At 64.9% G+C, this 25,354-nt stretch carries 24 protein-coding genes; 16 read left to right on the top strand and 8 right to left on the bottom strand.

Features of this window, described 5'->3' with window-relative positions; translation table 11 throughout:
* Positions 1–140: 140 nt before the first annotated feature.
* Positions 141–1,382 (bottom strand): efflux RND transporter periplasmic adaptor subunit, encoded by a 1,242-nt coding sequence (locus IB223_RS13675; protein WP_192202250.1) that lies wholly within the window; start codon positions 1,380–1,382, stop codon positions 141–143.
* A gap of 233 nt (positions 1,383–1,615) precedes the next feature.
* Here IB223_RS13675 and IB223_RS13670 point away from each other — a divergent pair, with 233 nt between their 5' ends.
* The 4 genes from IB223_RS13670 to IB223_RS13655 all read left to right on the top strand — a co-directional run bounded on the left by IB223_RS13670 (position 1,616) and on the right by IB223_RS13655 (position 5,263).
* On the top strand, positions 1,616–2,536 hold the full coding sequence (locus IB223_RS13670) for an ABC transporter ATP-binding protein (RefSeq protein WP_192202249.1): 921 nt from the start codon (positions 1,616–1,618) through the stop codon (positions 2,534–2,536).
* Complete coding sequence (locus IB223_RS13665; RefSeq protein ID WP_192202248.1) at positions 2,536–3,294, top strand: ABC transporter permease; 759 nt, start codon at positions 2,536–2,538, stop codon at positions 3,292–3,294. Before IB223_RS13670 ends, IB223_RS13665 begins: the two co-directional genes overlap by 1 nt.
* 28 nt (positions 3,295–3,322) lie before the next feature.
* On the top strand, positions 3,323–4,513 hold the full coding sequence (locus tag IB223_RS13660; RefSeq protein ID WP_192202247.1) for a sensor histidine kinase: 1,191 nt from the start codon (positions 3,323–3,325) through the stop codon (positions 4,511–4,513).
* A gap of 147 nt (positions 4,514–4,660) precedes the next feature.
* Positions 4,661–5,263 (top strand): response regulator transcription factor, encoded by a 603-nt coding sequence (locus tag IB223_RS13655; RefSeq protein ID WP_192202246.1) that lies wholly within the window; start codon positions 4,661–4,663, stop codon positions 5,261–5,263.
* 174 nt (positions 5,264–5,437) lie between these two features.
* Here IB223_RS13655 and IB223_RS13650 read toward each other — a convergent pair whose 3' ends face one another.
* The 7 genes from IB223_RS13650 to IB223_RS13620 all read right to left on the bottom strand — a co-directional run bounded on the left by IB223_RS13650 (position 5,438) and on the right by IB223_RS13620 (position 12,527).
* A complete protein-coding gene (locus IB223_RS13650; RefSeq protein ID WP_192202245.1) occupies positions 5,438–6,808 on the bottom strand; it encodes a leucyl aminopeptidase family protein in 1,371 nt (456 codons plus the stop codon).
* Entirely contained in the window at positions 6,805–7,545 is a 741-nt protein-coding gene (locus IB223_RS13645; protein WP_192202244.1) for an HAD-IA family hydrolase, read from the bottom strand. The genes IB223_RS13650 and IB223_RS13645 overlap by 4 nt, the downstream gene beginning before the upstream one ends.
* Positions 7,546–8,376: 831 nt before the next feature.
* Positions 8,377–9,471: an AI-2E family transporter gene (locus tag IB223_RS13640; protein ID WP_192202243.1), complete on the bottom strand. Its 1,095-nt coding sequence runs from the start codon at positions 9,469–9,471 to the stop codon at positions 8,377–8,379.
* Positions 9,472–9,663: 192 nt separating this feature from the next.
* On the bottom strand, positions 9,664–10,092 hold the full coding sequence (locus IB223_RS13635) for a protein sip-5 (protein WP_192202242.1): 429 nt from the start codon (positions 10,090–10,092) through the stop codon (positions 9,664–9,666).
* Positions 10,092–10,598 carry a phage holin family protein gene (locus IB223_RS13630; protein ID WP_192202241.1) on the bottom strand — a complete coding sequence of 169 codons (507 nt, stop codon included), beginning with the start codon at positions 10,596–10,598 and terminating at the stop codon, positions 10,092–10,094. Before IB223_RS13630 ends, IB223_RS13635 begins: the two co-directional genes overlap by 1 nt.
* 9 nt (positions 10,599–10,607) lie before the next feature.
* Positions 10,608–10,973, bottom strand: coding sequence for a hypothetical protein (locus IB223_RS13625; protein WP_192202439.1), 366 nt, complete (start codon positions 10,971–10,973; stop codon positions 10,608–10,610).
* A 90-nt stretch (positions 10,974–11,063) separates the two neighbouring features.
* The gene (locus IB223_RS13620) at positions 11,064–12,527 is read right to left on the bottom strand and encodes a Do family serine endopeptidase (protein WP_192202438.1); all 1,464 of its coding nucleotides are present in this window, start codon (positions 12,525–12,527) and stop codon (positions 11,064–11,066) included.
* 554 nt (positions 12,528–13,081) lie between these two features.
* Here IB223_RS13620 and IB223_RS13615 point away from each other — a divergent pair.
* The 12 genes from IB223_RS13615 (at position 13,082) to IB223_RS13560 (ending at position 25,348) form a co-directional block, all read left to right on the top strand.
* Entirely contained in the window at positions 13,082–15,232 is a 2,151-nt protein-coding gene (locus tag IB223_RS13615; RefSeq protein ID WP_192202240.1) for an adenosylcobalamin-dependent ribonucleoside-diphosphate reductase, read from the top strand.
* 345 nt (positions 15,233–15,577) lie between these two features.
* Positions 15,578–16,552: a hypothetical protein gene (locus IB223_RS18880; RefSeq protein ID WP_225591036.1), complete on the top strand. Its 975-nt coding sequence runs from the start codon at positions 15,578–15,580 to the stop codon at positions 16,550–16,552.
* Between the two features lie 118 nt (positions 16,553–16,670).
* Positions 16,671–17,504, top strand: a complete 834-nt coding sequence (locus tag IB223_RS13605) for an NrdJb (RefSeq protein ID WP_192202239.1) — start codon at positions 16,671–16,673, stop codon at positions 17,502–17,504.
* 108 nt (positions 17,505–17,612) lie between these two features.
* Positions 17,613–18,920: an antiviral reverse transcriptase Drt3a gene (gene drt3a / locus IB223_RS13600; protein ID WP_192202238.1), complete on the top strand. Its 1,308-nt coding sequence runs from the start codon at positions 17,613–17,615 to the stop codon at positions 18,918–18,920.
* Positions 18,913–20,874, top strand: a complete 1,962-nt coding sequence (drt3b, locus tag IB223_RS13595; RefSeq protein ID WP_192202237.1) for an antiviral reverse transcriptase Drt3b — start codon at positions 18,913–18,915, stop codon at positions 20,872–20,874. The genes drt3a and drt3b overlap by 8 nt, the downstream gene beginning before the upstream one ends.
* A 343-nt stretch (positions 20,875–21,217) precedes the next feature.
* Positions 21,218–21,607: a hypothetical protein gene (locus IB223_RS13590; protein ID WP_192202236.1), complete on the top strand. Its 390-nt coding sequence runs from the start codon at positions 21,218–21,220 to the stop codon at positions 21,605–21,607.
* 310 nt (positions 21,608–21,917) lie between these two features.
* A complete protein-coding gene (locus IB223_RS13585; RefSeq protein ID WP_192202235.1) occupies positions 21,918–22,136 on the top strand; it encodes a hypothetical protein in 219 nt (72 codons plus the stop codon).
* A 53-nt stretch (positions 22,137–22,189) separates the two neighbouring features.
* A complete protein-coding gene (locus IB223_RS13580) occupies positions 22,190–22,513 on the top strand; it encodes a hypothetical protein (RefSeq protein ID WP_192202234.1) in 324 nt (107 codons plus the stop codon).
* A gap of 23 nt (positions 22,514–22,536) precedes the next feature.
* Positions 22,537–23,217, top strand: coding sequence for a hypothetical protein (locus tag IB223_RS13575; RefSeq protein WP_225591035.1), 681 nt, complete (start codon positions 22,537–22,539; stop codon positions 23,215–23,217).
* A gap of 62 nt (positions 23,218–23,279) precedes the next feature.
* A complete protein-coding gene (locus IB223_RS13570) occupies positions 23,280–23,633 on the top strand; it encodes a hypothetical protein (RefSeq protein WP_192202232.1) in 354 nt (117 codons plus the stop codon).
* A gap of 487 nt (positions 23,634–24,120) precedes the next feature.
* Positions 24,121–24,588: a hypothetical protein gene (locus tag IB223_RS13565; RefSeq protein ID WP_192202231.1), complete on the top strand. Its 468-nt coding sequence runs from the start codon at positions 24,121–24,123 to the stop codon at positions 24,586–24,588.
* Between the two features lie 247 nt (positions 24,589–24,835).
* Entirely contained in the window at positions 24,836–25,348 is a 513-nt protein-coding gene (locus IB223_RS13560) for a hypothetical protein (RefSeq protein ID WP_192202230.1), read from the top strand.
* The last annotated feature ends 6 nt before the right edge of the window (positions 25,349–25,354 follow it).

Below are 25,354 nucleotides of genomic sequence, written 5' to 3'. Positions count from 1 at the left end.
GCCCCTGCGGGGTTTGACCTGCCGTGCCTGCCGAACCTCAGGGGCCCAGGTAGGGCAAGAGCAAAGGCAACCAGCAACCAGCAACCACCCGGTGATTCGTCGCGGCGTGGGTTTCCTCACGCGCGCCGTTTCGATGGGTCTTATTCGGCGTCTTCGGCCAGCTTCACCTTGGCGCCGTCCTTCAGTTCGGCCGGGGCGTCGATGACGACGGTTTCGCCGGCGATCAGGCCGTCGGTCACCTGGACGTCGTCGCCGAGCTTGCCGCCGACCTTCACCGTGCGCTGTTCCACCATGTCGTCATCGCCCACCACGAACGCCACCTGGGCGCCGTCGCGTTCGCTGATGGCGGCGGCCGGGGCGCGCACGCCTTTCGGTGCCTGCGTGGCCTGCGGCTTGGCCGATTCCAGGAAGCTCACGCGCACGCCCATGTCGGGCACGATGCGGGGATCCTTGACGTTCAGCGCCACGCGCACCTTCACCGTGGCCTTGCTGCGGTCGGCGGTGGGAATGATGGCGATCACCTCGCCGGGGATCTGCCAGTCCGGGTAGGCATTCAGCGTGGCCTGGATCGGCATCTTCGGCTGCACGCGGCCGATGAAGGATTCGTTGACCTCCACTTCCACTTCCAGCGATTCCATGTCGACGATGGTGCCGATACCGGTGCGGGTGAACCCGCCCGTGGCCAGTGGCGAGACGATCTCGCCCGGTTGCGCGGCCTTGGCGATCACCACGCCGGCGAACGGGGCGCGCACGATGGTGTTGTCCACGCCGTTATCGGAAATCGCCAGGCTGCGGCTCGCGACGGTGACGTTGCGCTGCGCGGCCTGCATCTGTGCACGCAGCGCGTCGCGCGTGGCAACGGCCTGGTCGTACTGGGAACGGGCGACCAGCTGTTGCTGCACCAGCGAGGACAAACGGCGTGCGTTGGCTTCGGCTTCGGTCAGCTGCGCCTGCACGTTGGCCACCTGTGAACGCGCCGATTCGACCTGCGCCTGCGACAGCGCGCGGCTGGCGTCGGCATCGACCGGGTCCAGCGTGGCCATCACCTGGCCCGCCTCGACCTTCATGCCTTCCTCGATCAGCACCTCGCGCACCTTGCCGGTGATCTTCGCCGACACTGTGGCCATGCGCCGGGCGACCACATAACCGGAAGCATCCAGTACCGAAGCCGCCGCACCGCCGTTGCCCAGCGCGACCGTCGGCGCGGTGCGTACTTCGATCGGCTTCTCCCGGCCGAAGAACGCCCAGCCTGCGGCCGCCAGCACCAGCAGCGCGACGACCACGCCCAGCGTGATCCACAGGCCACGGCGCGATGGCGGGGCCGGCGGCGGCGCCTTGCGGTCGATGCGGAGTTCCTTCAGCAGGTCGGCAGACGTGTTCATGCGTATCCAGACGGTGAATGCGGGGAAGTGTGACCAGCAAGAGTAACGGAAGCCTAGTTGCCGGAAGTCACTTCCTGCGCCGGCGAGCGGCTCGGGCCGTCCACCGGAGGCATCCTGGGGCAGCGCCCTCCGCGATCCCAGTGACAACTGTCACCTGATTCGCCTGAGGGGCTGCACTCATCACGGGTGCCGCATGCGCGCACGATGCCCCCACTTACTGACGAGGGCATCGCATGAACGTGGCAAGCTTCACCTCCGCACCCCTGGCCCGCCTGCGCGGCGTCCGCCATCTCTACGGCAAGACCCTGGCGCTGGACGGGCTGGATCTGAGCCTGCCCTCAGGCCAGGTGCTGGCATTGCTCGGTCCCAACGGGGCGGGCAAGACCACCGCGATCAGCCTGCTGCTGGGCCTGCAGCGCGCGGATGCGGGGAGTGCCGACCTGTTCGGCCTGCCGCCGCAGGCGCTGGAAGCACGCCGCCGCGTGGGCGTGATGCTGCAGAGCGCCGCAGTGCCCGACACCCTCAAGGTGCGGGAACTGATCGACCTGACGCGCAGCTATTACCCGCAGCCCCGCAGCGTGGCCGACTGCGTAGCGCTGGCCGGACTGGATGGTCTGATGGAGCGCCGCTACGGGCAATTGTCGGGCGGCCAGCAGCGCCGCGTGCAGTTCGCGCTGGCGGTATGCGGCCGGCCGGCGCTGCTGTTCCTCGACGAGCCCACCACCGGGCTGGACATCGATGCGCGGCAGACGCTTTGGAAGGCGATCCGCGAACTCAGCGCGCAGGGCTGCGCGGTATTGCTGACCACGCATTACCTGGAAGAAGCCGAGGCACTGGCCGATCGCGTGGTGGTGGTGAACCACGGCCGCGCAGTGGCCGAGGGCACCGTGGCGCAGATCCGCGCGCGCGTGTCCCAGCGTCGCATCCGCTGCAGCAGTTCGCTGTCGGCCGCGCACGTGCAGGAGTGGCCGGGCGTGCAACTTGCGCAACGCGACGGCGAGCGGCTGGAAGTCGTGGCCGAGTTCGCCGAACCCATCGTGCGCCGCCTGCTGGCCGAAGACGCCACCCTGTCCGACCTGGAAGTGCAACGCGCCGGTCTGGCGGACGCCTTCCTCGCCCTCACCCGCGATGCCACCCAGAAGGAAGCCGCCTGATGAGCACCCTCGTTGCCCCGCCATTCTCTTCCACACGCGCCTATCTGCTCGAAGCGCGCTATGAATTCCTGCGCCTGCTGCGCACGCCGTCGTTCTCGCTGCCATGCCTGCTGTTCCCGCCGGTGTTCTACCTGCTGTTCGGCGTGCTGCTGGGGGGGAAGGGCGGCCCGGTCGCCGCGCAGTACATGCTGGCGGGCTACGGCGTGTTCGGCGTGATCGGCGTGGCGCTGTTCGGCTTCGGCGTGACCGTGGCGATGGATCGCGAGCAGGGCCTGTTGACGCTCAAGCGCGCGCAGCCGATGCCGCCGGGCGCCTATCTGGTGGCGAAGATGGCGATGGCCCTGCTGTTCGCCGCGATCATCCTGTCGCTGCTGGCCGTGCTCGCGGCGGGCGTGGCCGGCGTGCAGCTGTCGGCCACGCAGTGGATCGCGTGGGCCACCACCTGCCTGGTCGGCGTGCTGCCCTTCAGCGCGCTGGGCCTGTGGCTGGGCACGCTGGTCAGCGGACGCGGCGCCCCCGCGCTGATCAATCTCATTTATCTGCCCATGGCGTTCCTGTCGGGCCTGTGGGTGCCGCTGACGATGCTGCCGCCGGTGCTGCAGACCACCGCGCCGGTATGGCCGGCGTATCATCTGGCGCACATCGCGCAACAGGCCGTCGGCGTGGGCGCGGGGCGTCCGCTGGGGCTGCACGTGGCCGTGCTGGCCGCCATCACCGCCGTGTTCTTCGTACTGGCCCGGCGCCGCCTGGTGCACTGAGCCGGAGCACCGGCGCAAGGAGTCGTCCATGAAGCATCTTTCGTCGCCCCTGCTGTCCACGCTGACGCGCCTGCGCGACCGCCTGGTACCCGAAGCGCTGGGCCTGGGCTGGATGCCCATCTTCCTGCTGGGCTACCTGGTGTTCCTGTTCGTCCCGGTGCTGGTGCCGTCCAACGCCGACTGGGGCGAGGGCGTGCGCTGGTACCTGTGGCCGACGCTGGCATCCATCGCCGTGTTCCTGCCGATGTACTTCCTGGCCTATCGCGGCAGCGCGCTGGCGCGCGTGCTGTGCACGCTGGGCATCGCGGCGCTGGGCTACGGACTGATGCCGTTCAATGCGTTCTCCAACACCTACGTCATCTACGCGGCGGCCTTCGTGGCGCTGATGCCGGGATCGATGTGGATCCGGCTCGAAGTCTTCGCCCTGCTGATCATCGCTTACTGCGGCATGGCGGTCTGGCTGGGATTCCCGGTATTCGTGCCGGCCGTGACCGCGATCGTGTCGGTGGCCGTGTTCACGGGGAACTACTTCCAGGCCGAGACGGTGCGCAAGCGTGCGGAACTGAAACTGTCGCACGAGGAAGTGCGCCGGCTCGCCGCGCTGGCCGAACGCGAGCGCATCGGCCGCGACCTGCACGACCTGCTCGGGCACACGCTGTCGCTGGTGGCATTGAAGTCGGACCTGGCCGGCCGGCTGGTCGATCGCGACCCGCAGGCCGCCCGCAACGAGATCAACGAAGTCAGCCGCGTCGCCCGCGATGCACTGGCGCAGGTACGCCGCGCGGTGACCGGCATCCGTGCGGCGGGGCTGGCGGCCGAACTCGCCTCCGCCCGCCTGCTGCTCGAATCCGACGGTGTCACCCTGCGCTACGAAGCGCAGGACGTGGCGTTGCCGGCCGATCTGGAGACGGTGCTTGCGCTGAGCCTGCGCGAGGCGGTGACCAACATCCAGCGCCACGCGCGCGCCACGATCGCCGAGGTCACCCTGGCCTGCAGCGACGGGCACGTGCAACTGCGCATCCGCGACAATGGCGTCGGCAGCGCCGCCGTGCCAGGCAATGGCCTGAGCGGCATGCGCGAGCGCGTCGAGTCGCGCGGCGGGCGCCTGCGCATCGACTCCACGCTGCGGCAGGGGACGTGCGTGGAAGTCGTGCTGCCGCTCCCGTCGAGCGATGACGCGGTGGCAGCCCCCACGAAAACCCCTGTAGGAGCGACGTAAGTCGCGACCGCACGGCCAGCACGCACGCCAATGCTCACAGGGGTCTTCATCTTGCGGTCGCGACTTACGTCGCTCCTACAGAAAGCGGCCCACTTCCCTTGATTGATTTGCTAGCGTGTCGTCCGACTTTTCCTTGCCGGCCTCCCGATGATCCGCGTACTCCTAGCTGAAGACCAGGCCATGGTGCGCGGCGCGCTCACCGCGCTGCTGGGCATGGAGAGCGACATCGACGTGGTGGGCAGCGCTGCGGATGGCGAGACCGCATGGCGCGAACTGCAACGGCTGAAGCCCGACCTGCTGGTCACCGACATCGAGATGCCCGGCCTGACCGGACTGGAACTCGCCCAGCGCATCCAGCGGCAGGAACTGCCGTGCAAGGTGGTCATCGTCACCACGTTCGCGCGCAGCGGCTTCCTGCGGCGCGCGCTGGATGCAGGTGTCTCGGGTTATCTGCTGAAGGATGCGCCAGCGGAGGACCTCGCCGAAGCACTGCGCAAGGTGCACCGCGGCGGCCGCGCCATCGATCCCCAACTCGCGCTCGAGGCATGGTCCGATGCCGATCCGCTCAACGACCGCGAACGCCAGGTATTGCGGCTGGCAGGCGAAGGGCAATCGGCCGGCGACATCGCAAAGCAGCTCAACCTTTCCCAGGGTACCGTGCGCAACTACCTGTCCGAAGCCATTGGCAAGCTCGGCGTCGCCAACCGCATCGAGGCCTATCGCCTGGCCCGGCAGCGTGGGTGGCTGTAAGAAATGAAGTGCCCTCTGTAGGAGCGACGCAAGTCGCGACCGCAGACCCGGAACCCAACCGTACGCATTCGACAGACACGATGCGTCGCACGAGTGCTACGCGGCAATCCGGAAGAACGGGAGCGCTGACAGCGTGCGGTCGCGACTTACGTCGCTCCTACAGAGGGGGCGACGTCAACCGCCGTAGCGCGCCTTCAGCATCGCGTACGCGCTGCGCAGCGCGAGGGCTTCGCCACCGGCGGGGCGACCGGCGCGGTCGCTGTCGTTCCACGCGTACACGTCCAGGTGCGCCCACTTCATTCCGTCCGGCACGAAGCGCTCCAGGTACAGCGCGGCGGTGACCGCGCCGGCCATGCGCGAGCCGGCATTGGCCAGGTCGGCGATGCCGCTGGTCAGGTAGCGCAGGTACGGACGCCACAGCGGCATGCGCCATACCGGGTCGCGCATGCGCTCGCCGGCGGCGATCCAGTCATTGGCCACGGCGTCGTCGTTGGCGAACAGCGCGGGCAGGTCCGGTCCCAGCGCGATGCGTGCGGCGCCGGTCAGGGTGGCGAAATCCAGCAGCAGGTCGGGCGACTGCTCGCCGGCATAGGTCAGCGCATCGCACAGGATCACGCGGCCTTCGGCATCGGTGTTGTCGATCTCGACGCTGACGCCCTTGCGGGTGGCGATCACTTCGCCGGGGCGGAAGGCATTCGGGCCGATGCTGTTCTCCACCGCCGGCACCAGCAGTGTCAGGCGTACCGGCAGCTTGCGCGCCATCACCAGCTGCGCCAGCGCGATGGCATGCGCCGCGCCGCCCATGTCCTTCTTCATGTGGCGCATGCCGTCGGCGGGCTTGATGTCCAGGCCGCCGGTGTCGAAGCACACGCCCTTGCCCACCAGCGCCACGTGCGGCCGCGATGCGTCGCCCCAGCGCAGCGCGATCAGGCGCGGTGCACGATGCGAGGCGCGACCCACCGCGTGGATGGCGGGGAAGTTCTGCGTCAGCAGCGCGTCGCCCGCGATCACGTCGACGTCGGCGCCATGCACGTCCGCCAGTGCGCGGACGACGGCTTCCAGATCGTCCGGGCCCATGTGCTCGGTGGGCGTGTTGACCAGGTCGCGCACCTGCACGCTGGCGGCCAGCAGGTCGAGCGCTTCGGCATCGGCCTGCGGCAGCACCAGGCGCGCCGGCTTGCGCGGCGGCTGCTTGTAGCGGTCGAACTTGTAGCTGCCCAGGCCCCAGCCGAGCTGGAGCGCGGTGCGCGCATCGGCGGGCAACTCGCCCGCGATCTCCCAGTCGCCCGCCGGCAGGCCGAACGGCGCATGCGCGTAGGCATACGGGTCGAGCGCATCGCCGATGCCCATCACGGCGCCGGCCAGGCCCTGCTCGCCAGGCAACGCCAGCAGCGCGCCGGGCGATGCGGTGAAGTTCTGCGCATCGATCCAGGCGTTGACCGCCGCCGGCTGCGTCGTACGCCACGCGGCCAGCTGCGCGCGCTCCAGTACATGCAGCGGACGGGCATTGGCGGAAGAGTCGGTGTAGGCGAGGGCAGCGCTCATGCGGCGGCGTGTTCCGTGGCGAAAGAGGGGTGGGCGTCCAGCCAGTCGGCCAACGCGGCAAGGGTGTCGAATTCCAGGTCGGGGCGCAGCGCCTCGTGGGGCCAGGCCTGGGGGTGGCCGTCGTGGTCTTCCGGCCGATTGATCCAGCAACTGCGCAGCCCGGCGCGCACGGCGCCGACGACATCCATCTCGATATGGTCGCCGACATGCAGCACTTCGGCGGGCGGTACGCCGAGCAGGTCGCATGCAGCGTGGAAGATGCTGGCCTCGGGCTTGGCAGCGCCGTGCACGCGCGAGTGGATCTTGTGCACGAACAGGTGGTCCAGGCCGATCCGCTGCAGGTCCGCATTGCCGTTGGTCACGGCCGCGATCGGGAGGCGGGCGGCGATGCGCTGCAACGCATCCAGGCTGTCGGGGTAGTACTCCACCTGGTTGCGCGCGGCATAGAAGGTCTCGTAGGCCGGTTCCAGCAGGGCCATGTCGGCGCCGCTCTCGCGCAGGGCGCGCTCCAGCGTCATGCGGCGCAGGATGCTGAGGTCGTGCTTGTGCTGCGGATGGGCGGCGAAGACTTCTTCGCGCACGGCACGCATGCGTTCGACGGGGAACATGGCGGCGGTGGCGGGGCTGTGTTCGCGCAGCCAGTCGTCGAGCACGCGTTCGATCCGCACGCCGATGGGGGCGAACGGCCACAGGGTGTCGTCGAGGTCGAGCGTGATGGCGCGGACGGGGAAGCTCATCGGGGCGATTTTACACGCGGTTCCGCACCCACCTTCACCCGGTGCGGTTCAAGCCCCTCTCCCCGCGGGAGAGGGGTTGTGGGTGAGGGGCAACGAAGCCCGCTTCTCCCTCGGTCATGGCGGTCCACCAGATCCGCGATGGCTTTTTCGAGGACCTTGCGGGATCGGCCGTCTTCTTTTGACGCATGGTGCCGCTCGCCGCGGGGGCCCTACTGTTCTTTGCTTGTGCAAAGAAAAGTAGGCAAAAGAAAGCACACCCCGGCGGTCCGCCCGCCGCAAAGCGGCGGGTGCGCAGTCCCGGCGGGAATTTTCGTAAGGGCCATCCTGGCCCATACGAAAACGACGCACGTCCTGTGCGCCGCCCCTGCGGGGTTTGACCCACCGGGACTGCCGGACCTCAGGGGCCCCCGAGAGCCAGAGCTCAAGATCCTGCGAGCGCGTTTTTGCCTGTGCTTTGGGGTCCCCATGAGGCACGGCGAGTGGGCCGGGTAAAACCCGAAGGGCGCCGCCCGGGATGGGCGGCGTTTCCGTATGGCACAGGGATGTGTCTTACGGAAATTCCCGGCCCGCTCGCGGACCCGGAGCGCGCAGCGCGGAGGGCGTGCCGCCTGGGGTGTGTTTTCTTTGATTACTTTCTTTGCACAAGCAAAGAAAGTAATGCCTCGCGGCGAGCGCGCCATGCGTGAGAAGGAAAGATCCCATCCGCAAGGCACCTTGGCGTCAACGAGCCATCTTGGATGTTGTGCCAACAGGGCAGATCGAAGAGACGGTCTTCGTTGCCCCTCACCCCAACCCCTCTCCCGCAGGGAGAGGGGCTCAACGGCGCAGCCCTCACTCCAGCAACCGCGCCCAGCCTTCCATCCCTTCCACCCGTGCCAGCACCAGCTTCACGCACACCAGCAGCGGCACCGCCAGCAGCAACCCGATGATCCCCCACAGCCAGCCGAACAGCATCAGCGCCAGGATCAGCACCAGTGGCGACAGCGCCATCCGCTTGCCCAGGATGATCGGCGTGATGATCTGGCCCTCGATCGTGTGCAGCACGAGGTAGGCCACCGCCGGCAGCATCGACTGGAACGGTTCCTCGAAACTGATGAACCCCACCAGCAGCATCGCCACGATCCCGATCAGCGGGCCCACGTACGGCGCGAAGTTCAACAGCGCCGCCATCGTGCCCCACAACAGCGCCTCGGCCAGGGGCAGCCCCAGCAGGTAGAGCACCCCGGCGAACACCAGCCCCACCACGGTGTTGATGATGCTGATGGTCAGCACGTAGCGCGACACCTCGCGCTCGATCGAGTGCAGGATGTCCACCGTGAATTTCTTCTGCTGCCGCCCGGGCAACAGCGCGATCGCGTTGCGCTGCAGGTTCTCGCCGTAGACCATGAAGAAGAACGTCAGCAGCACCACCGCCAGCAGCGATGCGAGGAAACGCGGCGTTGCCAGCAGCTTGCGGTAGGGCTCGTCCTGCGGTGCGGTGTGCACCACCTGCGGCTGCTTGCCGGTCTGTCCGCCAGCGGCACGGGCGAAGTTCTCCGCCGCCTTGTTGGCGTCCTGCACCGGCTTGGTCAGTTCGCGCAGCTTGGGGGCGAGCTGGCGCATCTCGCGCGGCGCCTGCTGTGCCCATTCCATCGCCGAAGGCAGCATCTTGTGCGCCAGCAGTCCGGTCGCGGCCATGCCGCCCAGCAGCACGACCAGCGCGCCCAGGAAGCGCGGCACGTACAACCGGCGCAGCACGCGGATGATCGGATTGCCCACCAGCGCGAAGAACATGGCCAGCAGCACGGGCAGCAACACCTCCTGCGCGGCCCATAGCGTGTAGCCCACGGCCAGCGTGGCCAGCACCAGCATCGGCGTGGAGGCGCGGGGGCGTGACGCAGGTGGAGTGGGGGCCGCGGGTGCGTCGGGTGGGACGGGTGTGCTCATGGGCAGATTGCCGCCTGGAAGGATGCGCGATTGTGCAGCGATCCCTGTAGGAGCGACGTGAGTCGCGACCGCGCGCGATGGCAGCCAGGGGACCACGGGGCGGCCGCGATGTTTCCGCACAGGTCGTGTCCCAGGGGGGCGTCCTTCGTGCGGTCGCGACTCACGTCGCTCCTACAGCAGCCCCGGGCGCTGTCAGCGCTCGGACAGCTCGGTCGCCGCTTCAGCCGGACGCGGCGCGGTCACCACGATCTCATCCTCGTCGAACGCCTCGTCCACCAGCGGTTCGTCGTCGGCCAGGCCCTCGGCCTGCTCCTGCGCATCCTGCGCTGTGTCAGCGGCCTGCTCGGCGGTCTCGGCGGCGGCGGCGGCCTGCGCGGTGGCCAGGAAACTGGAGACGGCGGTGAACATCTGCATCCAGCGCGCACCGGTCAGCGTGCGCAGCGGTTCGGCACGCCCCACCAGGAAGCCGCTGACCACGCCCGCGGTGACGATGCGTCCCGGCGTCCAGCCTGCGCGCCATGCCTGCTTCAGCGTGGTCCACTGCACCTGCGTGTGCGTCGCGCGCAGTTCGACGCGCTGTTCCGCGCGCTGCACGTGCTGCAACAACTGTTCGAAGCGCATCACGCGCCCCCGTGGTCGGCGGCGCGCGGATCATGCGCGGTACCGGGCGGGGGATCGTCGTCGACCACCTCGTCCTCATCGAACAGCCCCAGCTTCGCCAATTGGCGACGGGTGGCATGCATGCCGGTGTAGTCGAAGTAGCGACCCACCTTCCACGCCGCGAACGCGGTCATGGCCAGGCTGATGAAGGCGGCCAGCGACAGCGACTGCAGCCAGGAGAACCCCAGGCGCTGCATCAGTGCGATCAGTGCGCCGGTCACCAGCAGCCAGGCCGAGGCGCCGAACACGATGGCCACGCATGCCCACGCCAGTGCGCGCCCGAACGCGCTGCGTGCCAGCGCGAAATCCGCCGACACCAGCCCGCGCAGTGCACGGCCGGTGCCCTTGGCCGAGCCATAGGCCGCGCGGCCGGCGGCGCCGACCTGCTTCAGGCTGTCGGCGAAATCCGGCGGCGGAACATCGCCGGACGTGCCGGCATCGCCGGATTCGCGGGGCGCGTCGCTCACGCGGTGGGCTTACTTGTCGCCGCCGCCGCTGCGCGCCAGCTTGGCGATGATCCAGCCGGCCGCGAAGGCCACGCCGAACGAGGCCAGCGGGCGCTCGCGGATCAGGTCGGCGGCGCTGTCGATCAGGTCGCGGCCCTTGTCCATCAGCGCGTCCACCTGCTCGCGCGCGGCGCCACCGCCGGCTTCGGCGGCCGCGATGCCGGACAGCGCGGTGTCGGCCAGTTCCGCCTTCACGTTGGCCTTGCCCAGGCGGAGTTCATCGCCAGCGGCACTCGCGGCGCCCTTGATCGCTTCGCCGGCAGCGGCGGCGGCGGACGCGAGATGCGAACCGGCTTCGCCGAGGTTGGACTTCAACGCATCGGTGTTGGTGGGCATGGTCATGGTCGGCTCCTGTGGGCGGGGGATGGGGCCACTCTAATGCACGGCGGTGAACGGGCTGTTATGCCCGTCCACCGTGGTCGCAGGTCACTGCATCAGCAGGCGGCCGGTGCCGCGTCCACGCAGGATCTGCAGTACCAGCTGCTCGGGTTTGCGTTCGAAGCTGGCGCGGAAACCCGGCAGATCGCCGAACTCGCCACTGCTGCCGGCCACGATGATGTCGCCCGCGCGCAGGCCGCTGTTCCAGGCGCGGCTGTTGCGCACCACGTTGCTGACCTGCACGCCACCGTTGGCGCCCTGGCTGCGCAGTATCTGGCGTGCCGATTCGTCCAGTTCCTTCAGCGTGGCGCCGGTCAGGCGTGCATCGAGGCTGGCGCCTTCCGCGCTGCGCACGCCTTCCTTCAACGCCACGTTGAGTTGCAGCGGCTTGCCGTCGCGGCGCACGTCCAATGCCACGCGTGCGCCCACCGGCTGCAGGCCTTCGAAGTTGTGCAGGGCGGCGCGGTTGTCGATGCGCTGGCCGTTGGCGGCCACCACCACGTCGCCGGGTTGCAGGCCTGCCGCGGCGGCGGCCGAGCCCGCATACACGCGCGTGAGCAGGGCGCCACGCGGGGCCTCCAGGCCGAGCCCGCGGGCGACGCGTTCGTCCACGTCCTGCGATTCCACCCCGAACGTGCCCCGGCGCACCACGCCGTTGTTGGCGATCAACTGGTCCATGATCCCGCGCGCCATGTTGATCGGGATGGCGAAGCCCAGGCCGATGTTGCCGGCCATGCTGCCGCGGGGATTGAAGCTGGCGGTGTTGATGCCCACCAGCCGGCCCTGCAGGTCGACCAATGCGCCGCCCGAGTTGCCCGGGTTGATCGAGGCATCGGTCTGGATGAAGTTCTGGTAGCCGGCTACCGGGATGCCGCTGCGGCCCACCGCCGACACGATGCCCGACGTCACCGTCTGGCCCAGGCCGTAAGGGTTGCCCATCGCCACCACGAAGTCGCCCACCTGCAGCTGGTCGCTGTCGGCCATCGGCACGGCGGTGAGGCCCTGGGTGGGGATGCGGATCAGCGCGATGTCGGTATCCGGGTCCGAACCGATGAACTCGGCCTCCACCTGGCGGCCATCGCTCAGCGTGACCGACACGCCGTCGGCGTTCTCCACCACATGGTGGTTGGTCAGCACGTAGCCCCGGGTGGCATCGACGATCACGCCCGAGCCCAGTGCGCGCTCCACGCGCTCGCGCGGCATGTCGGGGATGCCGAACAGGCGGCGGAACACCGGGTCATCGCCGAACGGCCCCAGCGGGCTGGCTACCCGGACGGTCTGCCGGCTGTACACGCTGACCACTGCCGGGGTGACCCGCTTGAGCATGGGGGCCAGCGAAGGCAGGGCCTGGCCGTCCGCGGTGGCGGGCAGGGCCGCGGCCGCCGGGACGGCGGCTGCGGCGACAGGGGCCGCCTGGGCCGGCTTCTGCAGCAGGTCGTTCAGGCCGGTGGCGGCGAAACCGCCGAACGCGGCGGCGGCGGTCAGGGCCAGCAGGGTGGGAAACGGGCGCAGCGCTTTCTTCATGGTCGGTCGGCAGGTCGTTGCGTCGGGGAGGGAGTGGGGCCGGAAGGGCCCCCGTTCAACCTGAATGAGTCTGCTGACGGACCCCTAAACCTGCAATGAAGTCCGGCCTCCGCGGCCCCTGATCCGGCACCGGCGCGTGATGACGGACGGTGGGGTGGATGCCATGCAATTGTCATGTCAATCCGGTTGACAGGGGTCACCCCCGGGCGTAGTTTGACGGCTTCGCGCGGACACAAGATGTTGCGGTCCAGCACGAAGCGGACCCAAGCACTGGTGTTTTTTCGGGCTTTGCGCTTGGGAAATCGGGCGCCTTTGGGGATTGGCGCATGAGGGCGAGGGAAGCAGTGGGCACCATGGCGATGGCAGGTCCCACTTCCACAATCCGGCAACCCGGGCGGCGCATCCTGTGCGGCTGCCCGCGGCGCCGTCCCCGTCGTCCGGGTCCGCCATGAACATCCCGCAGTGAATCGCGGGGGTGGGCCCACCGCCCACCCGCCACAGCCAACACACGTTCCAGTCGTTTTTAGGAGAACAACATAACCATGAGTACGGTGCGCCTCGAGGCGGTCAAGACGGAACAGCCTGCCCTGATTCCCATGCAACCGGCATCCCAGGACATCTGGGACAAGAAGTACCGGCTGAAGACGAAGCAGGGCGACGCCCTGGACGCCGACATCGATGGCACCTACCAGCGCGTGGCCCGTGCCCTGGCCGACGCCGAAGGCACCCCGGAAAAGCGCGCCTACTGGTACGAGCGCTTCGTGTGGGCGCTGCGCCGCGGGGCCATTCCCGCCGGCCGCATCACCTCCAACGCCGGCGCCCAGCAGCACAAGCCGGCCACCAGCACCATCAACTGCACCGTGTCCGGCACCATCGAGGACTCGATGGACGGCATCCTGGACAAGGTCCACGAAGCCGGCCTGACCCTCAAGGCCGGCTGCGGCATCGGCTACGAGTTCAGCACCCTGCGCCCGAAGGGCGCCTTCGTCGCCGGCGCCGGCGCCTACACCTCCGGCCCGATGTCCTTCATGGATATCTACGACAAGATGTGCTTCACCGTCTCCAGCGCCGGCGGCCGCCGCGGCGCGCAGATGGGCACGTTCGAAATCTCCCACCCCGACGTCAAGGACTTCATCCGCGCCAAGCGCGAAGACGGCCGCCTGCGCCAGTTCAACCTGTCGCTGCTGATCACCGACGGCTTCATGGAAGCGGTCGACACCGACGCCGACTGGCCGCTGGTGTTCCCGGTGAACATCAAGGAGAAGGGCGACATCGACGTTGAGGACGCCGCCCAGGTCGTCTGGCGCGAGTGGCCCACCCACAAGAACTACATCGTCCGCGATGACGGCCTGGTGGCCTGCAAGATCTACGGCCACATCCGCGCGCGGCACCTGTGGGACATGATCATGGTGTCCACGTATGACTACGCCGAGCCGGGCTTCATCCTGATCGACCGCGTCAACGAGATGAACAACAACTGGTGGTGCGAAACCATCCGCGCCACCAACCCGTGCGGCGAGCAGCCGCTGCCGCCCTACGGCGCCTGCCTGCTGGGCTCGGTCAACCTGACCACCTTCGTGCGCAACCCGTTCACCGACCAGGCCAGCTTCGACTGGGAGGAATACAAGGAAGTCGTGCGTGTGTTCACCCGCATGCTCGACAACGTGGTCGAAGTGAACGGCCTGCCGCTGGAACAGCAGCGCGCCGAGATCCTGCGCAAGCGCCGCCACGGCATGGGCTTCCTGGGCCTGGGCAGCACGCTGACCATGCTCAAGCACAAGTACGGCAGCCCGGCCTCCTGCGAGTTCACCGAAGCCATCGCCCGCGAGATGGCCGTGGCCGGCTGGGAAATGGGCCTGGCCCTGGCGAAGGAAAAGGGCGCCGCGCCCATCATGGACGAGCTGTTCACCGTCACCGCCGCCATGCTGCGCCAGCGCCCTGAAATGGCGAAGGACGGCTGGAAGGTCGGCCAGGAGATCCCCGGCAAGGTGCTGCACGCCAAGTACAGCCGCTACATGCAGCGCGTGGCCAGCGTGGCCCCGGAGCTGGTGGACGAACTGGCCGAAGTGGGCAGCCGCTTCACCCACCACAGCTCCATCGCCCCTACCGGCACCATCAGCCTGTCGTTGGCCAACAACGCCAGCAACGGCATCGAGCCCTCGTTCGCGCACCACTACAGCCGCAACGTGATCCGCGAAGGCAAGAAGTCGAAGGAAAAGGTCGACGTCTGGTCGTACGAGCTGCTGGCCTATCGCGAACTGGTCAACCCGAAGGCCATGCCGTTCTCGGACGACGCCGATGCGAAGCTGCCGGAGTACTTCATCGCCGCCGACGACATCAGCCCGAAGGAGCACGTGGACGTGCAGGCCGCCGCGCAGAAGTGGGTGGACAGCTCCATCTCCAAGACCGCCAACGTGCCCACGGACTACCCGTACGAGCAGTTCAAGGACATCTACCGCTACGCCCACCAGCAGGGCCTGAAGGGCTGCACCACGTTCCGCTTCAACCCCGCCGCCTTCCAGGGCGTGCTGGTGAAGGAAGCCGACCTGGAGAACACCACCTACCGCTTCGAGCTGGAAGACGGCAACGTGGTCGAGGTGAAGGGCAACGAGCAGATCGAGTACGACGGCGAAATGCACACTGCCGCCAACCTGTTCGATGCGTTGAAGGAAGGGTATTACGGCAAGTTCTGACGGCTCTCCTCCCCCGCCTGCGGGGGAGGATGCCCGGAGGGCAGGTGGGGGGAGCGAGCGCAGCGAGTTGCTTTGGCTCCTTGCGAAAAGCGCCCCCATCCCAACCTTCCCCCGCACGCGGGGGAAGGGGCTACTCCAGGACAAGGAAAGAAAAAGTGGTAACCCTCTCCCCGCCTGCGGGGAGAGGATGCCCGAAGGGCAGGTGAGGGGGAGCGAGCGCAGCGAGTTGCTCTTGCTCTTCGCGAAAAGCGGCCCCTCATCCGCCTTCGGCACCTTCTCCCCGCTCGCGGGGAGAAGGGAAAGAAGGAGATCGGCTGTACCCCTCTCCCCGCCTGCGGGGAGAGGATGCCCGAAGGGCAGGTGAGGGGGAGCGAGCGCAGCGAGTTGCTCTTGCTCTTCGCGAAAAGCAGCCCCTCATCCGCCTTCGGCACCTTCTCCCCGCCCGCGGGGAGAAGGGAAGAGGGAGCTCCTCCCCGCTCGCGGGGAGAAGGGAAAGAAGGAGATCGGCTGTACCCCTCTCCCCGCCTGCGGGGAGAGGATGCCCGGAGGGCAGGTGAGGGGGAGCGAGCGCAGCGAGTTGCTTTTGCTCTTCGCGAAACACGCCCCCATCCCACCCTTCCCCCGCACGCGGGGGAAGGGGCGCATCACGGCAGGCTTCGGTTCATCGGCTTCACCGTTTCACCCCGCGCAATCGGGTATAGCATCGGCAGCGTCACGAACCTCGCCCACAAGGAGGGCAACATGAGCAACGGTAATGGTGTCACGGCGACGCTTTCCGGCGCGGCCGAAAGCGTGAAGGAAACAGTGGCAGGCATCGGCGAAGCGGTGGCCACCACCGCCAGCGAAACGGTCGCCAAGGCCAAGAAGGCGGCCAAGAAGGCGCGCAAGACGGTCAGTGCCGACATCGCCAAGGCGAAGAAGGCCGTGGCCAAGCGCACCGACAAGGCCACCAAGGCGGTGAAGAAGACCGTCGCCAAGGCGAAGAAGAAGCTGGCCGCCGCCAGTTCCGCCGCCAAGGCCGAAGCCGCCAGCCTGCAGAAGAAGGTGACCGGCAAGAAGGCCGCCAAGAAGACGGCCAAGAAAGCCGCCAAGAAGGCCACCGCCAAGAAGACGGTGAAGAAGGTCGCGAAGAAGGCCACGGCCAAGAAGGCCGTCGCCAAGAAGTCGGTGAAGAAAGCAGCAAAGAAGGTCGCCCGCAAGGCGCCCGTGAAGAAGGCGGCGAAGAAGGCCGCTCCGAAGAAAGCGGCCAAGAAGGCCGTGCGCAAGGCAGCCCCGAAGAAAGCCGCAAAGAAAGCAGCAAAAAAAGCGGCCCGTAAGTAAGACCTGATGCACCCCTCCTCCCCCGGGTCCGGGGGAGGATTGGGGCGGTCGCCGGCCCGGAAGGCCAGGCTCCGCCCATTCACGACACCACACAGATTACGAACAGGATTCCATCGTCATGGCCGTCAAGATCGACAAGAAAATCAAGGGCTACAGCGTGCTCACCCCGGAAGACAAGGCGCGCGAAGCCGCTGCGCTGATTCCCACGGCGTCGGTGGCGCGCGAGACGGTGGAAAAGGAAGTGCCGCAGGACAACATCATCCAGATGCACGAGCGCATCGAGCGCCCGGAAGTCCTCATCGGCAGCACCTACAAGATCAAGTCGCCGCTGGTGGAGCACGCCATGTACGTGACCATCAACGACATCGTGTTGAACGCCGGCACGGAGCATGAGCTGCGCCGTCCGTTCGAGATCTTCGTCAACAGCAAGTCCATGGAGCACTTCCAGTGGATCGTGGCGCTGACGCGCATCATGTCGGCCGTGTTCCGCAAGGGCGGCGACGTGACGTTCCTGGTGGACGAGATGAAGGCCGTGTTCGATCCGCGCGGCGGTTACTTCAAGGCCGGTGGCGTGTACATGCCGTCGCTGGTGGCCGAGCTGGGTGCCATCGTGGAAGAACACATGAAGTCGATCGGCCTGATCCACGACCCGGAAATGAGCGCGCACCAGCGCGCCATCCTGGCCGAGAAGCGCAAGCAGTACGAAGACCGCGCAAAAAAAAACTCTGACGTAAGCGCAGTTCCCTCTTCCCCCGCTGTCGCGGGGGAAGATGCCCGAAGGGCAGATGGGGGCAGCGCGGTCCCCGGTTCTTCGGAAGACATCGCCGTCACCGGCGATGGCGCCAGCTTCCCGCCATCCGCGACCCTTTGCCACAAGTGCAGCACCAAGGCCCTCGTCATCATGGACGGGTGTGCGACGTGCTTGAACTGTGGGTATTCGAAGTGCGGGTGATATAGGTCTGAATGGGCGACGCAGCGATGAGCCCGCGTCGCCCCATTCGAATTGCATGGATCTGGGCGAATTCGAAGCAACCTCGGTATTGCTAGCTCTGGAGTAGCAATGAGGCCAACGCAGGATTTCACGGCACAAAACCTCTTCTGGATGAAGGGTAGGAAGGTGCCAGATAGCATCAAGAACAATGCTCCGAAATCTAAGGACGAATGGCTGAAGCTCTCGTCGGAAGTGGAAGATGCGATTGCGCACGGCACATTCCAGTTCACTGGCGTCTTCCCTTCTGTAGCTTCGGGAAAGCCCGCGCTGTCGACATCGAGTGCAGCCGACGCGCTTGTACTTAGGAAGATAAACGACAACATTCGGCGCGCTTATGGGATCAGGCAAGCGCAGCGCGGTCAGGCAGTTAAGCTGGCTCTTATCGCTCTCGCCGAATGGACGCCTAAAGGGGTCGTTTCTCTAGATCTGAAGTCCTGTTTCGAGAACATCACGCCACGTAAGGTCGTTGAGAAGCTTCGAAAGGACGCGAAAGTATCTACTCAGACCATTCATCTTCTAGAGCAGTTCTTTGCTCGTGCTCGCAGATTCGGTGGAAACAAATACAGAAAGGGTTTGCCAAGGGGGATTCTCGTCTCCTCCACGCTCGCAGAGCTCTATCTGAGTGGGCTGGATGACCGGGTGTCTCGAATGCCTGGCGTATACGTCTACATACGCTACGTCGACGATATCCTTGTCCTCGCGGCGCGCTCAGCCAGCGGACTCTTGGATGAAATATCCCAAGCTATAGCCGGTGAAGGCCTTCAGCTCAATGCTGCAAAGTCCAAAGTGGTGGACGCAGGCTGCTCATGCGCCTTTGAATGTTCTCATTCGGTTGGCAGTTGTCCCTGTCAGCAAAGGTGCGCGTGCAATCTTGGGGTCGGAAATCTGATCCACATAGACTATCTCGGGTACAGGCTGATATTCCCGACCGGGAAGGATGTGAAAAATAGCGTCTGCTACGCGATGATCGCCAAGGGCAAAGCTGAGAGAACCAAGAAGAGAGTGGCGTTGTCTATTGCCCACTACAAGAAGTACAAGAATTTTCTATTGTTGGTTGACTGTATTCGGTATCTGACTACGAACGTGACGGTCGATAGAGCTCGGAAGCAGTCTCGCCTCTCATCAGGGGTTGCATATACCTACGAGCACTACCAAGAGCCTCCAGCCCCCCACAAATTCCATGACTGTTCTTTGGAGGGGTTGGACAAGTTTCTGAGGACGAAAATCCGGATCTTGGCCGCATCCCAAGGGTTCACGTACATGCAGAGGAGGGAGTTGAACAGACATTCTTTTGTATACGGGCATAAGAACAAGCACAAATCCTCCTTTACTAAGGCTCGTGTGCTTGAGGTGCGGGGGTGCTGGGAAAATGTCTAGCAAGAAGAGGATTGATATCAAGGCAGCAGAGCGAGCCTTGCTGACGGATACGCTTCCTTTCGAGCTGCCGCTCTACTTCACTAATGCGAATCTCGCGATCATCGCGTTTGGATTAAGAAAAGCTAGGCCAGGCAGCAAGCTTCATGAGCGCCTGCTTCTCTGGCCCATTGGCGAGGCTAAGTCTCCGAAGCCCACTAGGCCCTTCAAGTTTGATATCAAGCGAGACGGCGGCTCTGAGCGCCGCTTGAGCTTGGCACACCCGAGAAGTCAGCATCGGATAAGTCTTCTATACCTTGAGTACGACTCGTTCATCAGTAACGTTTGCAATAGAAGCTCTATCTCTCTGAGGCATCCGAGTCGTGTAGCGACCCACTACGTTGATCCACGGTACGCTGAAAGGGCGCCGAAGGACACAAGGGCCGCAGACGAAGATCCTGTCGGCTTCCGTGATCAAAGTAAGTGGGCATCAACATACTTCAGCTATCGAGACTATTCGCTTGCTCACAAGTTCTTTGAGAGTGATGAGTTTTTGGAGTTAGAGCGGCGCTACAGCTACTTGCTGAAGCTTGATGTCGCGCGCTGCTTCGAGTCTCTCTATACCCACAGCATCGAATGGGCCATGCGAGGAAAGCAGTTCTCCAAGGAGCACCTGTCCCGTCAGAACCATACCTTCGAAAGTAGCTTCGACGCGGCGATTAGGCATGGGAACTGGGATGAAACCCACGGAATACTGGTGGGTCCAGAGTCCTCGCGCATCTTTGCAGAAATAGTGCTCCAGTCGGCAGATAGGGCGATTAGCTCGGGTGTGCCGGCCTCCCTCGGCTCCCATGTCATAAGGAGGTATGTGGATGACTACTATGTGTTTGCCAATGAAGTCTCGGATCTTGATTTCGTTGAGGATCTCATCAGGAAGTCTTTGCTAGAACTGAATCTGCATCTTAATGATAAGAAGCGCGAGGTCCTGAGGCGGCCATTTGTGTCTAGCGTTAGCGTCGCCAGGCATGAGGTGGCGCGTGCAATCGATGAATTCTTCGAAAAGACGAGTTTTGTCCTAGAGGTTGATCACGGGTTAGATCTTCGTGCCATAGGAAGGTCACATAACGCTCTAATATCGCGAGTCCGCAGACTCTCGGTTGAGCTTGACTTGCCTTACGAGCGAGTGGCGTCGTTCGCGCTCACTGTCGTCAAGAGGAAGCTGGGAGAGGTGAGCCTTAGGCTCGGAGAGGAGAAACGTGCCTTCAAGGGCGGTAGTGTTGGTCGTCTCTCATGGCTTACCGCTATCTTGCGGATTGCGCAGTTTCTTTATTCAACTGATAGGCGTGCAAACACGTCGTTGAAGCTGGCTGCAATCTATTCGATCTCAATAGGGCTTGCGTCAACTCTCGATTGCGCACGTGCCCCCTTGGAGCGCCAGATCTTGGATGGCCTGAGGGATGATTCGATGGGATCACTGGCTTCGGGTGCGGACGAAGTTACGAGAATAAATCATATCTGCGCGGTTGATCTTCTTTTGACAGAGGATCGCAGGATAGATGTCGATGACATAGACAGCTATCTTGGGTCGAGCTCTTCAAAAGATTTGGAAAGTTTCTCCGCATTTTCTCTAATAGCTGCGCTGTTCTTGTGTCGACGCAGGGCTCGATTCGATCAGCTCAAGCTGAGGGTGATCATGGAGATCGAGCGGCGGATCCTCTCCAAGGGATTTCATCCAATGATCGATGCGGCGGACGCCATCCTTCTTACTGACTTCATTTCGTGTCCGTATGTTGATGTCACAAGCAAGTTGGGAGTGATAAAACATAGTCATAAGTTGATTCTTGGAATGAATTGCACCAACGCAGAGGCGACGAAGATCGCCGAGAGTTATGCATGGATTTCTTTCGCTGATTGGGGCGGAGTAACCGATTTGTCTCAAATGTTGGCCAGAAGGGAGTTGACGCCCGCTTACGAATAGGCAGAATGACAGTGCAGTGGAGGGTAGCTCCTGGAAGTAAGACGAAGCTCTGCTTACAGCAAGCCTTTGGCGGCTCACGTTTTCGTGTCAAAGGAAGGATTTCTCGTAATACCAACGCCGAACGTTCTTGATTGAGCATCAGAGCAGATATGATCCGGCGGAGGACACACACTAGCGTTCTCTATTGCCCTGAAAGCCCGCATTGTGCGGGCTTTCTTGTGTTTACTCTCCTCTTGAGCGGCCTTTAGCGCGTAGGGTGGGCTTTAGCCCGCCCTTCCCGTAGCGGATGGCGGGCAAACAGGTGGGCCAAGGCGCGCCCTACAAACCTACTGAGAGACCGTTAGTGAAACCTATAGCCATCATCATCGCAGCCCTACTGGGCACCACCTCCGTCTCACCGGCAGCCGCCGCCGATATCGTCGCTGGCCCCAACAGTTGGCTGGTCGGCGATTGGGTCCTCTGCAAGAACCCGGACAAGAGCTCCAAGGACGCCATGCACTTCGCGCCTGACGGCACGGGCCAGGTCATCAGCGCGAAGGGCAGCACCGAACTCGTCTACCGGGTGCGTGGCGATCGATTGGAGATGCTGGCCAATGCGAAGAGCTATGCCATCCCCATCACGCTGACGATCCGGCCCAAGCGGGACGTGCTGGAGAATCACGACGAGGACACTGGCAGCGTCACCACCTACGTTCGTAAGGATGGCCCGCGTGTGGCGGAGTGCGATGCGTAAGGCGCAGCGCGTTTGCATCCAACAAATGTAAATAGACACCCCGCCATCCCCGACGCAAACTTGCTCCCAAGGAGCGTCGAATCTCCGAAGTACAGCGGTGCCCACCTACGACAATCTGGTGGGTTTTTCATGCCCAAATCACCGGGCGCTTCCGACGCAATCTGCTCTGCGTCGGGAGGGTGGCGGAATAGAACACCCGCGAGGGAAATACGCCCGGCCGTCTGTACTCGGCTTCGAACCTCCCGACACCCTGCGGGCGCATACCGCGCCCGCAGGCACGCCTTGCACCCCGCACGCGGAAGGATTCGCCATGAAGCATGCAATGCTCACCGACCCCGGCTACCACCTGCCCACCGAGGCCCACGCCGAACTGCAGGCCCTGCGCGACCACCTGCACCTGCTGGCCCAGCTCAGCACCCCCGAAACCGAACACCCCGACGACCTGCTGCTGCCCCGCACCGGCCTGGCCCACTGCTTCACCCACTTGGCCGACACCGCCGACCGCATCGCCGCCGCCGTCACCGCCTGACGGCATGGGGCTCCCATGGCATAGTCCGGTCCCATCGGGCCTTGGGGAGTGCCATGACCATCCGCGACTACCTGCGCAAGAGGAAAGCACGCTACCTCGGCATCGGCGTGGCGTGCCTGGTCGCCACCTTCGCGCTGATCGTCACGCATCAGGTCACTCAGCATGCGATCTACAGTCACGCCGCCCTGGCGCTCATGCTGGGTTATCTGGCTTGTGTGGTCCTGTCGCGCAGCATCCGCTGCCCGCGCTGCAAAGACGCAGTGGGCGGCTACACCAGCTGGCTCAACCTGCGTACCTCCGGCTTCGTCCGCCGCATGAACTACTGCGCCGGCTGCGGCACGAGCTTCGACGAGCCTGTGATACCTCCGCGCAGCTGACCATCCCCACAAGGAACCGTGGCATGCCAACAAATGACACGCTGAGCTTCGCCGAACTGGAGCGCCGCCTGCGAGAGTTGCCAGAAGGTCCCTCGGCCATCCTCAATACCCCTCCGCTCTACCGCATCGCCAACATGGTCGGCGGTGTCGGATGCGTCCTTGCACTCATTCCGCTGATCCTCGTGCGCATCCTTCCGCCGGCGCCCTGGATGCTGACCCTGGTGCAGATCGCTTTCGCCATCATGGTGGTGGCATGGCTGCCGGTTTTCGTCCGGCAAGTCTGGACGCTGGGCATGACCATGTGGAACTGGCGACGGGAACAGGTGGAGCAACTGGACCATGATCGTCCGGAATTTGAGGCGATCATCGCGTGGCTGTGCCAGCAGCCGGTGCACGCCTTGAGCGGATGCCAGAGGATGGTCGCGCTGACCCAGCGCCAACTGATGGCGAAGATAAGTCTGCTGGCGGGCGGTCTTGACCGACTCGGCATTCTGCCGGCGATGGCGGCGGTCTATCTCTTCCTGCGCAACGTCGGCGACATTCTCGACATGCCCCTCTGGGAAGTGCTGGTCGCAGTCCTTCTGATCTTGCTGTGGCTGATCATCACCCTGGCCACGCTGATGCGCATACGCCTGCAACTCTACGAATCCCTGCTGTCCGAAGCGCTGAAGATGAAAGCGGGATCGCAAACGGTGGCAGGATGAGCGAATCATCCAATCCGTACCAAGCGCCAACCGCGACGTTTCCATCACCCGGCAGCCCTGCGATGCCCCCCGCATTGCGAGCCACGCTGGCGTGCTACCTGGCGCACTACGTGCTTGAAGTGCTTTCGCTCTGGCGAGGTTCATCCGGTGAGATTGGACTGTTCCTTCCGGTAGCCTCGATCAATGGCGCTTACTGCGTCGCCATGTGCTTCGCGCTGTGGCGTCGATGGCAGTGGGCGAGAGTGTGGTTGGTGATGACCACGGTGATTTCCGCCTTCGTCCTGCTGACGCTGCTACGGCGCGGCATATGGGGCGCGCAATGGATGGCTACGCTGGCCTCCTTCCTGCGTATCGCCGTCGCGGCGATGCTCTTCCTGCCTTCCGTCCGTCGCTGGTTCGCACCCCGCCGCACGTGACGCGCACGGGAGGCCAAGTCCCACCCTACGCATGAGATGGCATTCCGAGCCCCATCGCTCTCACATCGAGCCCCATCGATGGAGCTCCGAGCCCCATCGATCGAGCTCCGAATCCCAAGCGCCGGGCTCCCCCATGCCATCGATGGCTTTCCGAAGGCCATCGATCGCTCTCCCAAACCCATCGATGGCATTCCGAGCCCCGTCGCTCTCACATTGAAAGCCATCGATCGCTTTCAAAGACCCATCGATGGCACTCCGAAAGCCATGCCCTGGCTTTCCGAAAGCCATCTGCAAGGCTTCGAGCTCCAGACCTCACATTCCGAATGCCATCGATCGCTTTCCGCGCTCCATCGTTGGCATTCCGGGCTCCATCTCATTCCGAGAGCGCCCTGCATATGTGAGAGGTTTTGCGAACGTATGCGCGCTAGGCTGCGGTCGTCGGCGATGAACGCCGACGTGTCCTTTCAATGTGATCAATGGAGTGAACATGACCCAGAACCGCATCTCCCTGCGCCTCACCGGCGAAGACATAGTCGCCGCCGAAGACGCCATCACCACCCTGGAGCAGCGCCTCACCGGCCTGATCGGCCTGACCCCAGACGAGCGCCGCGAACTCACCAAGATGGGCGACAAGTCCGAAGCCTTCTGCCGCCAGGCCGTCATCACCCTGGGCAAACACGCCGACGTGCTGCCGCGCAACTTCGACGTGGACGAATACCGCGCCGACCTGGCCGCCCTCGACACCCTGCGTCCACTGCTCGTCCGCCTGCAACGCGTGTACGACCGCATGGTCGACAGCGAAATGGCCCTCGGCAGCGACCTGATGGTCGCCTCCCTCGAAGGCTACGCCCACCTCAAGGTGGCCGGGCAAGGCGATGGCCTGGACACCCTGAAGGAAGCCCTGGGAGCCCGGTTCAACCGCAAGCGTCGGCAGGAGCCTGAGCCGGCGGTGTGAGTGCAGCACGATGCAAGAAAGGCGAGCCTCGGCTCGCCTTTCGTGTCAGGTCGCCGTCGGACGTAGCCCGGGTAAGCGCAGCGCACCCGGGAGCGCGTTACACGGAGGCTTCCGATGCCGGCCCAAGCCGTCTGCCTGGTCAGGCCGTACAGCGCCGACAGAGCTATCCGCCATCGAAGCGCATCGAAACCAGACAGGGAGCAGATGCATGGTGAATGGAAATCGACTTGCAGGCCGCGGTCTTCGCGTGAGTCTGGTTGTCGGCTTATGTGCCGGCGTGGTCGCGTGCGCCTCCCGTCTACCCATCCGGGCTCCTCAAGCGGATTTCAACGGCGCTTGGTCAGCAAAGTGGTGCGACCGGAACTACCCGGAAGACCCATGTGGAACGTTCGACCTGCATCTGGTTCAACGTGGGGAGCGGATCTGTGGCCAACACTTCGCCGCAACGCCGAGGCTGTCCAAGCTGGAGGAAGGCGAGCCGGGCTCGGTGCTCGGCACGGTCGTTGGCAATGCAGCCGTCTTGGTGATCGACAACGCGCGAACCGGAGAGAAGAATGTCGCTGTCGTAACCCTTACACCCAAGCACCTGCAATGGCGCGTGATCGGCACGGCGGCGCGAGGCGAGTGGCCCGGGGACAGCATCATCGGCGGAAAGTGGGTGCTGAGCGAAGACAAATCAGAGCACGCACTATCGACGTTGCATGATCTACAGGCGCTTCCCTGTCGATGGCCGGATGAGATCCCGTCTGACGAACCATGATTCAGG

The sequence above is a fragment of the Pseudoxanthomonas sp. PXM03 genome, from assembly GCF_014852005.1.
GTDB lineage: Bacteria > Pseudomonadota > Gammaproteobacteria > Xanthomonadales > Xanthomonadaceae > Pseudoxanthomonas_A.
This window is presented reverse-complemented; position numbering and strand designations above follow the sequence as displayed.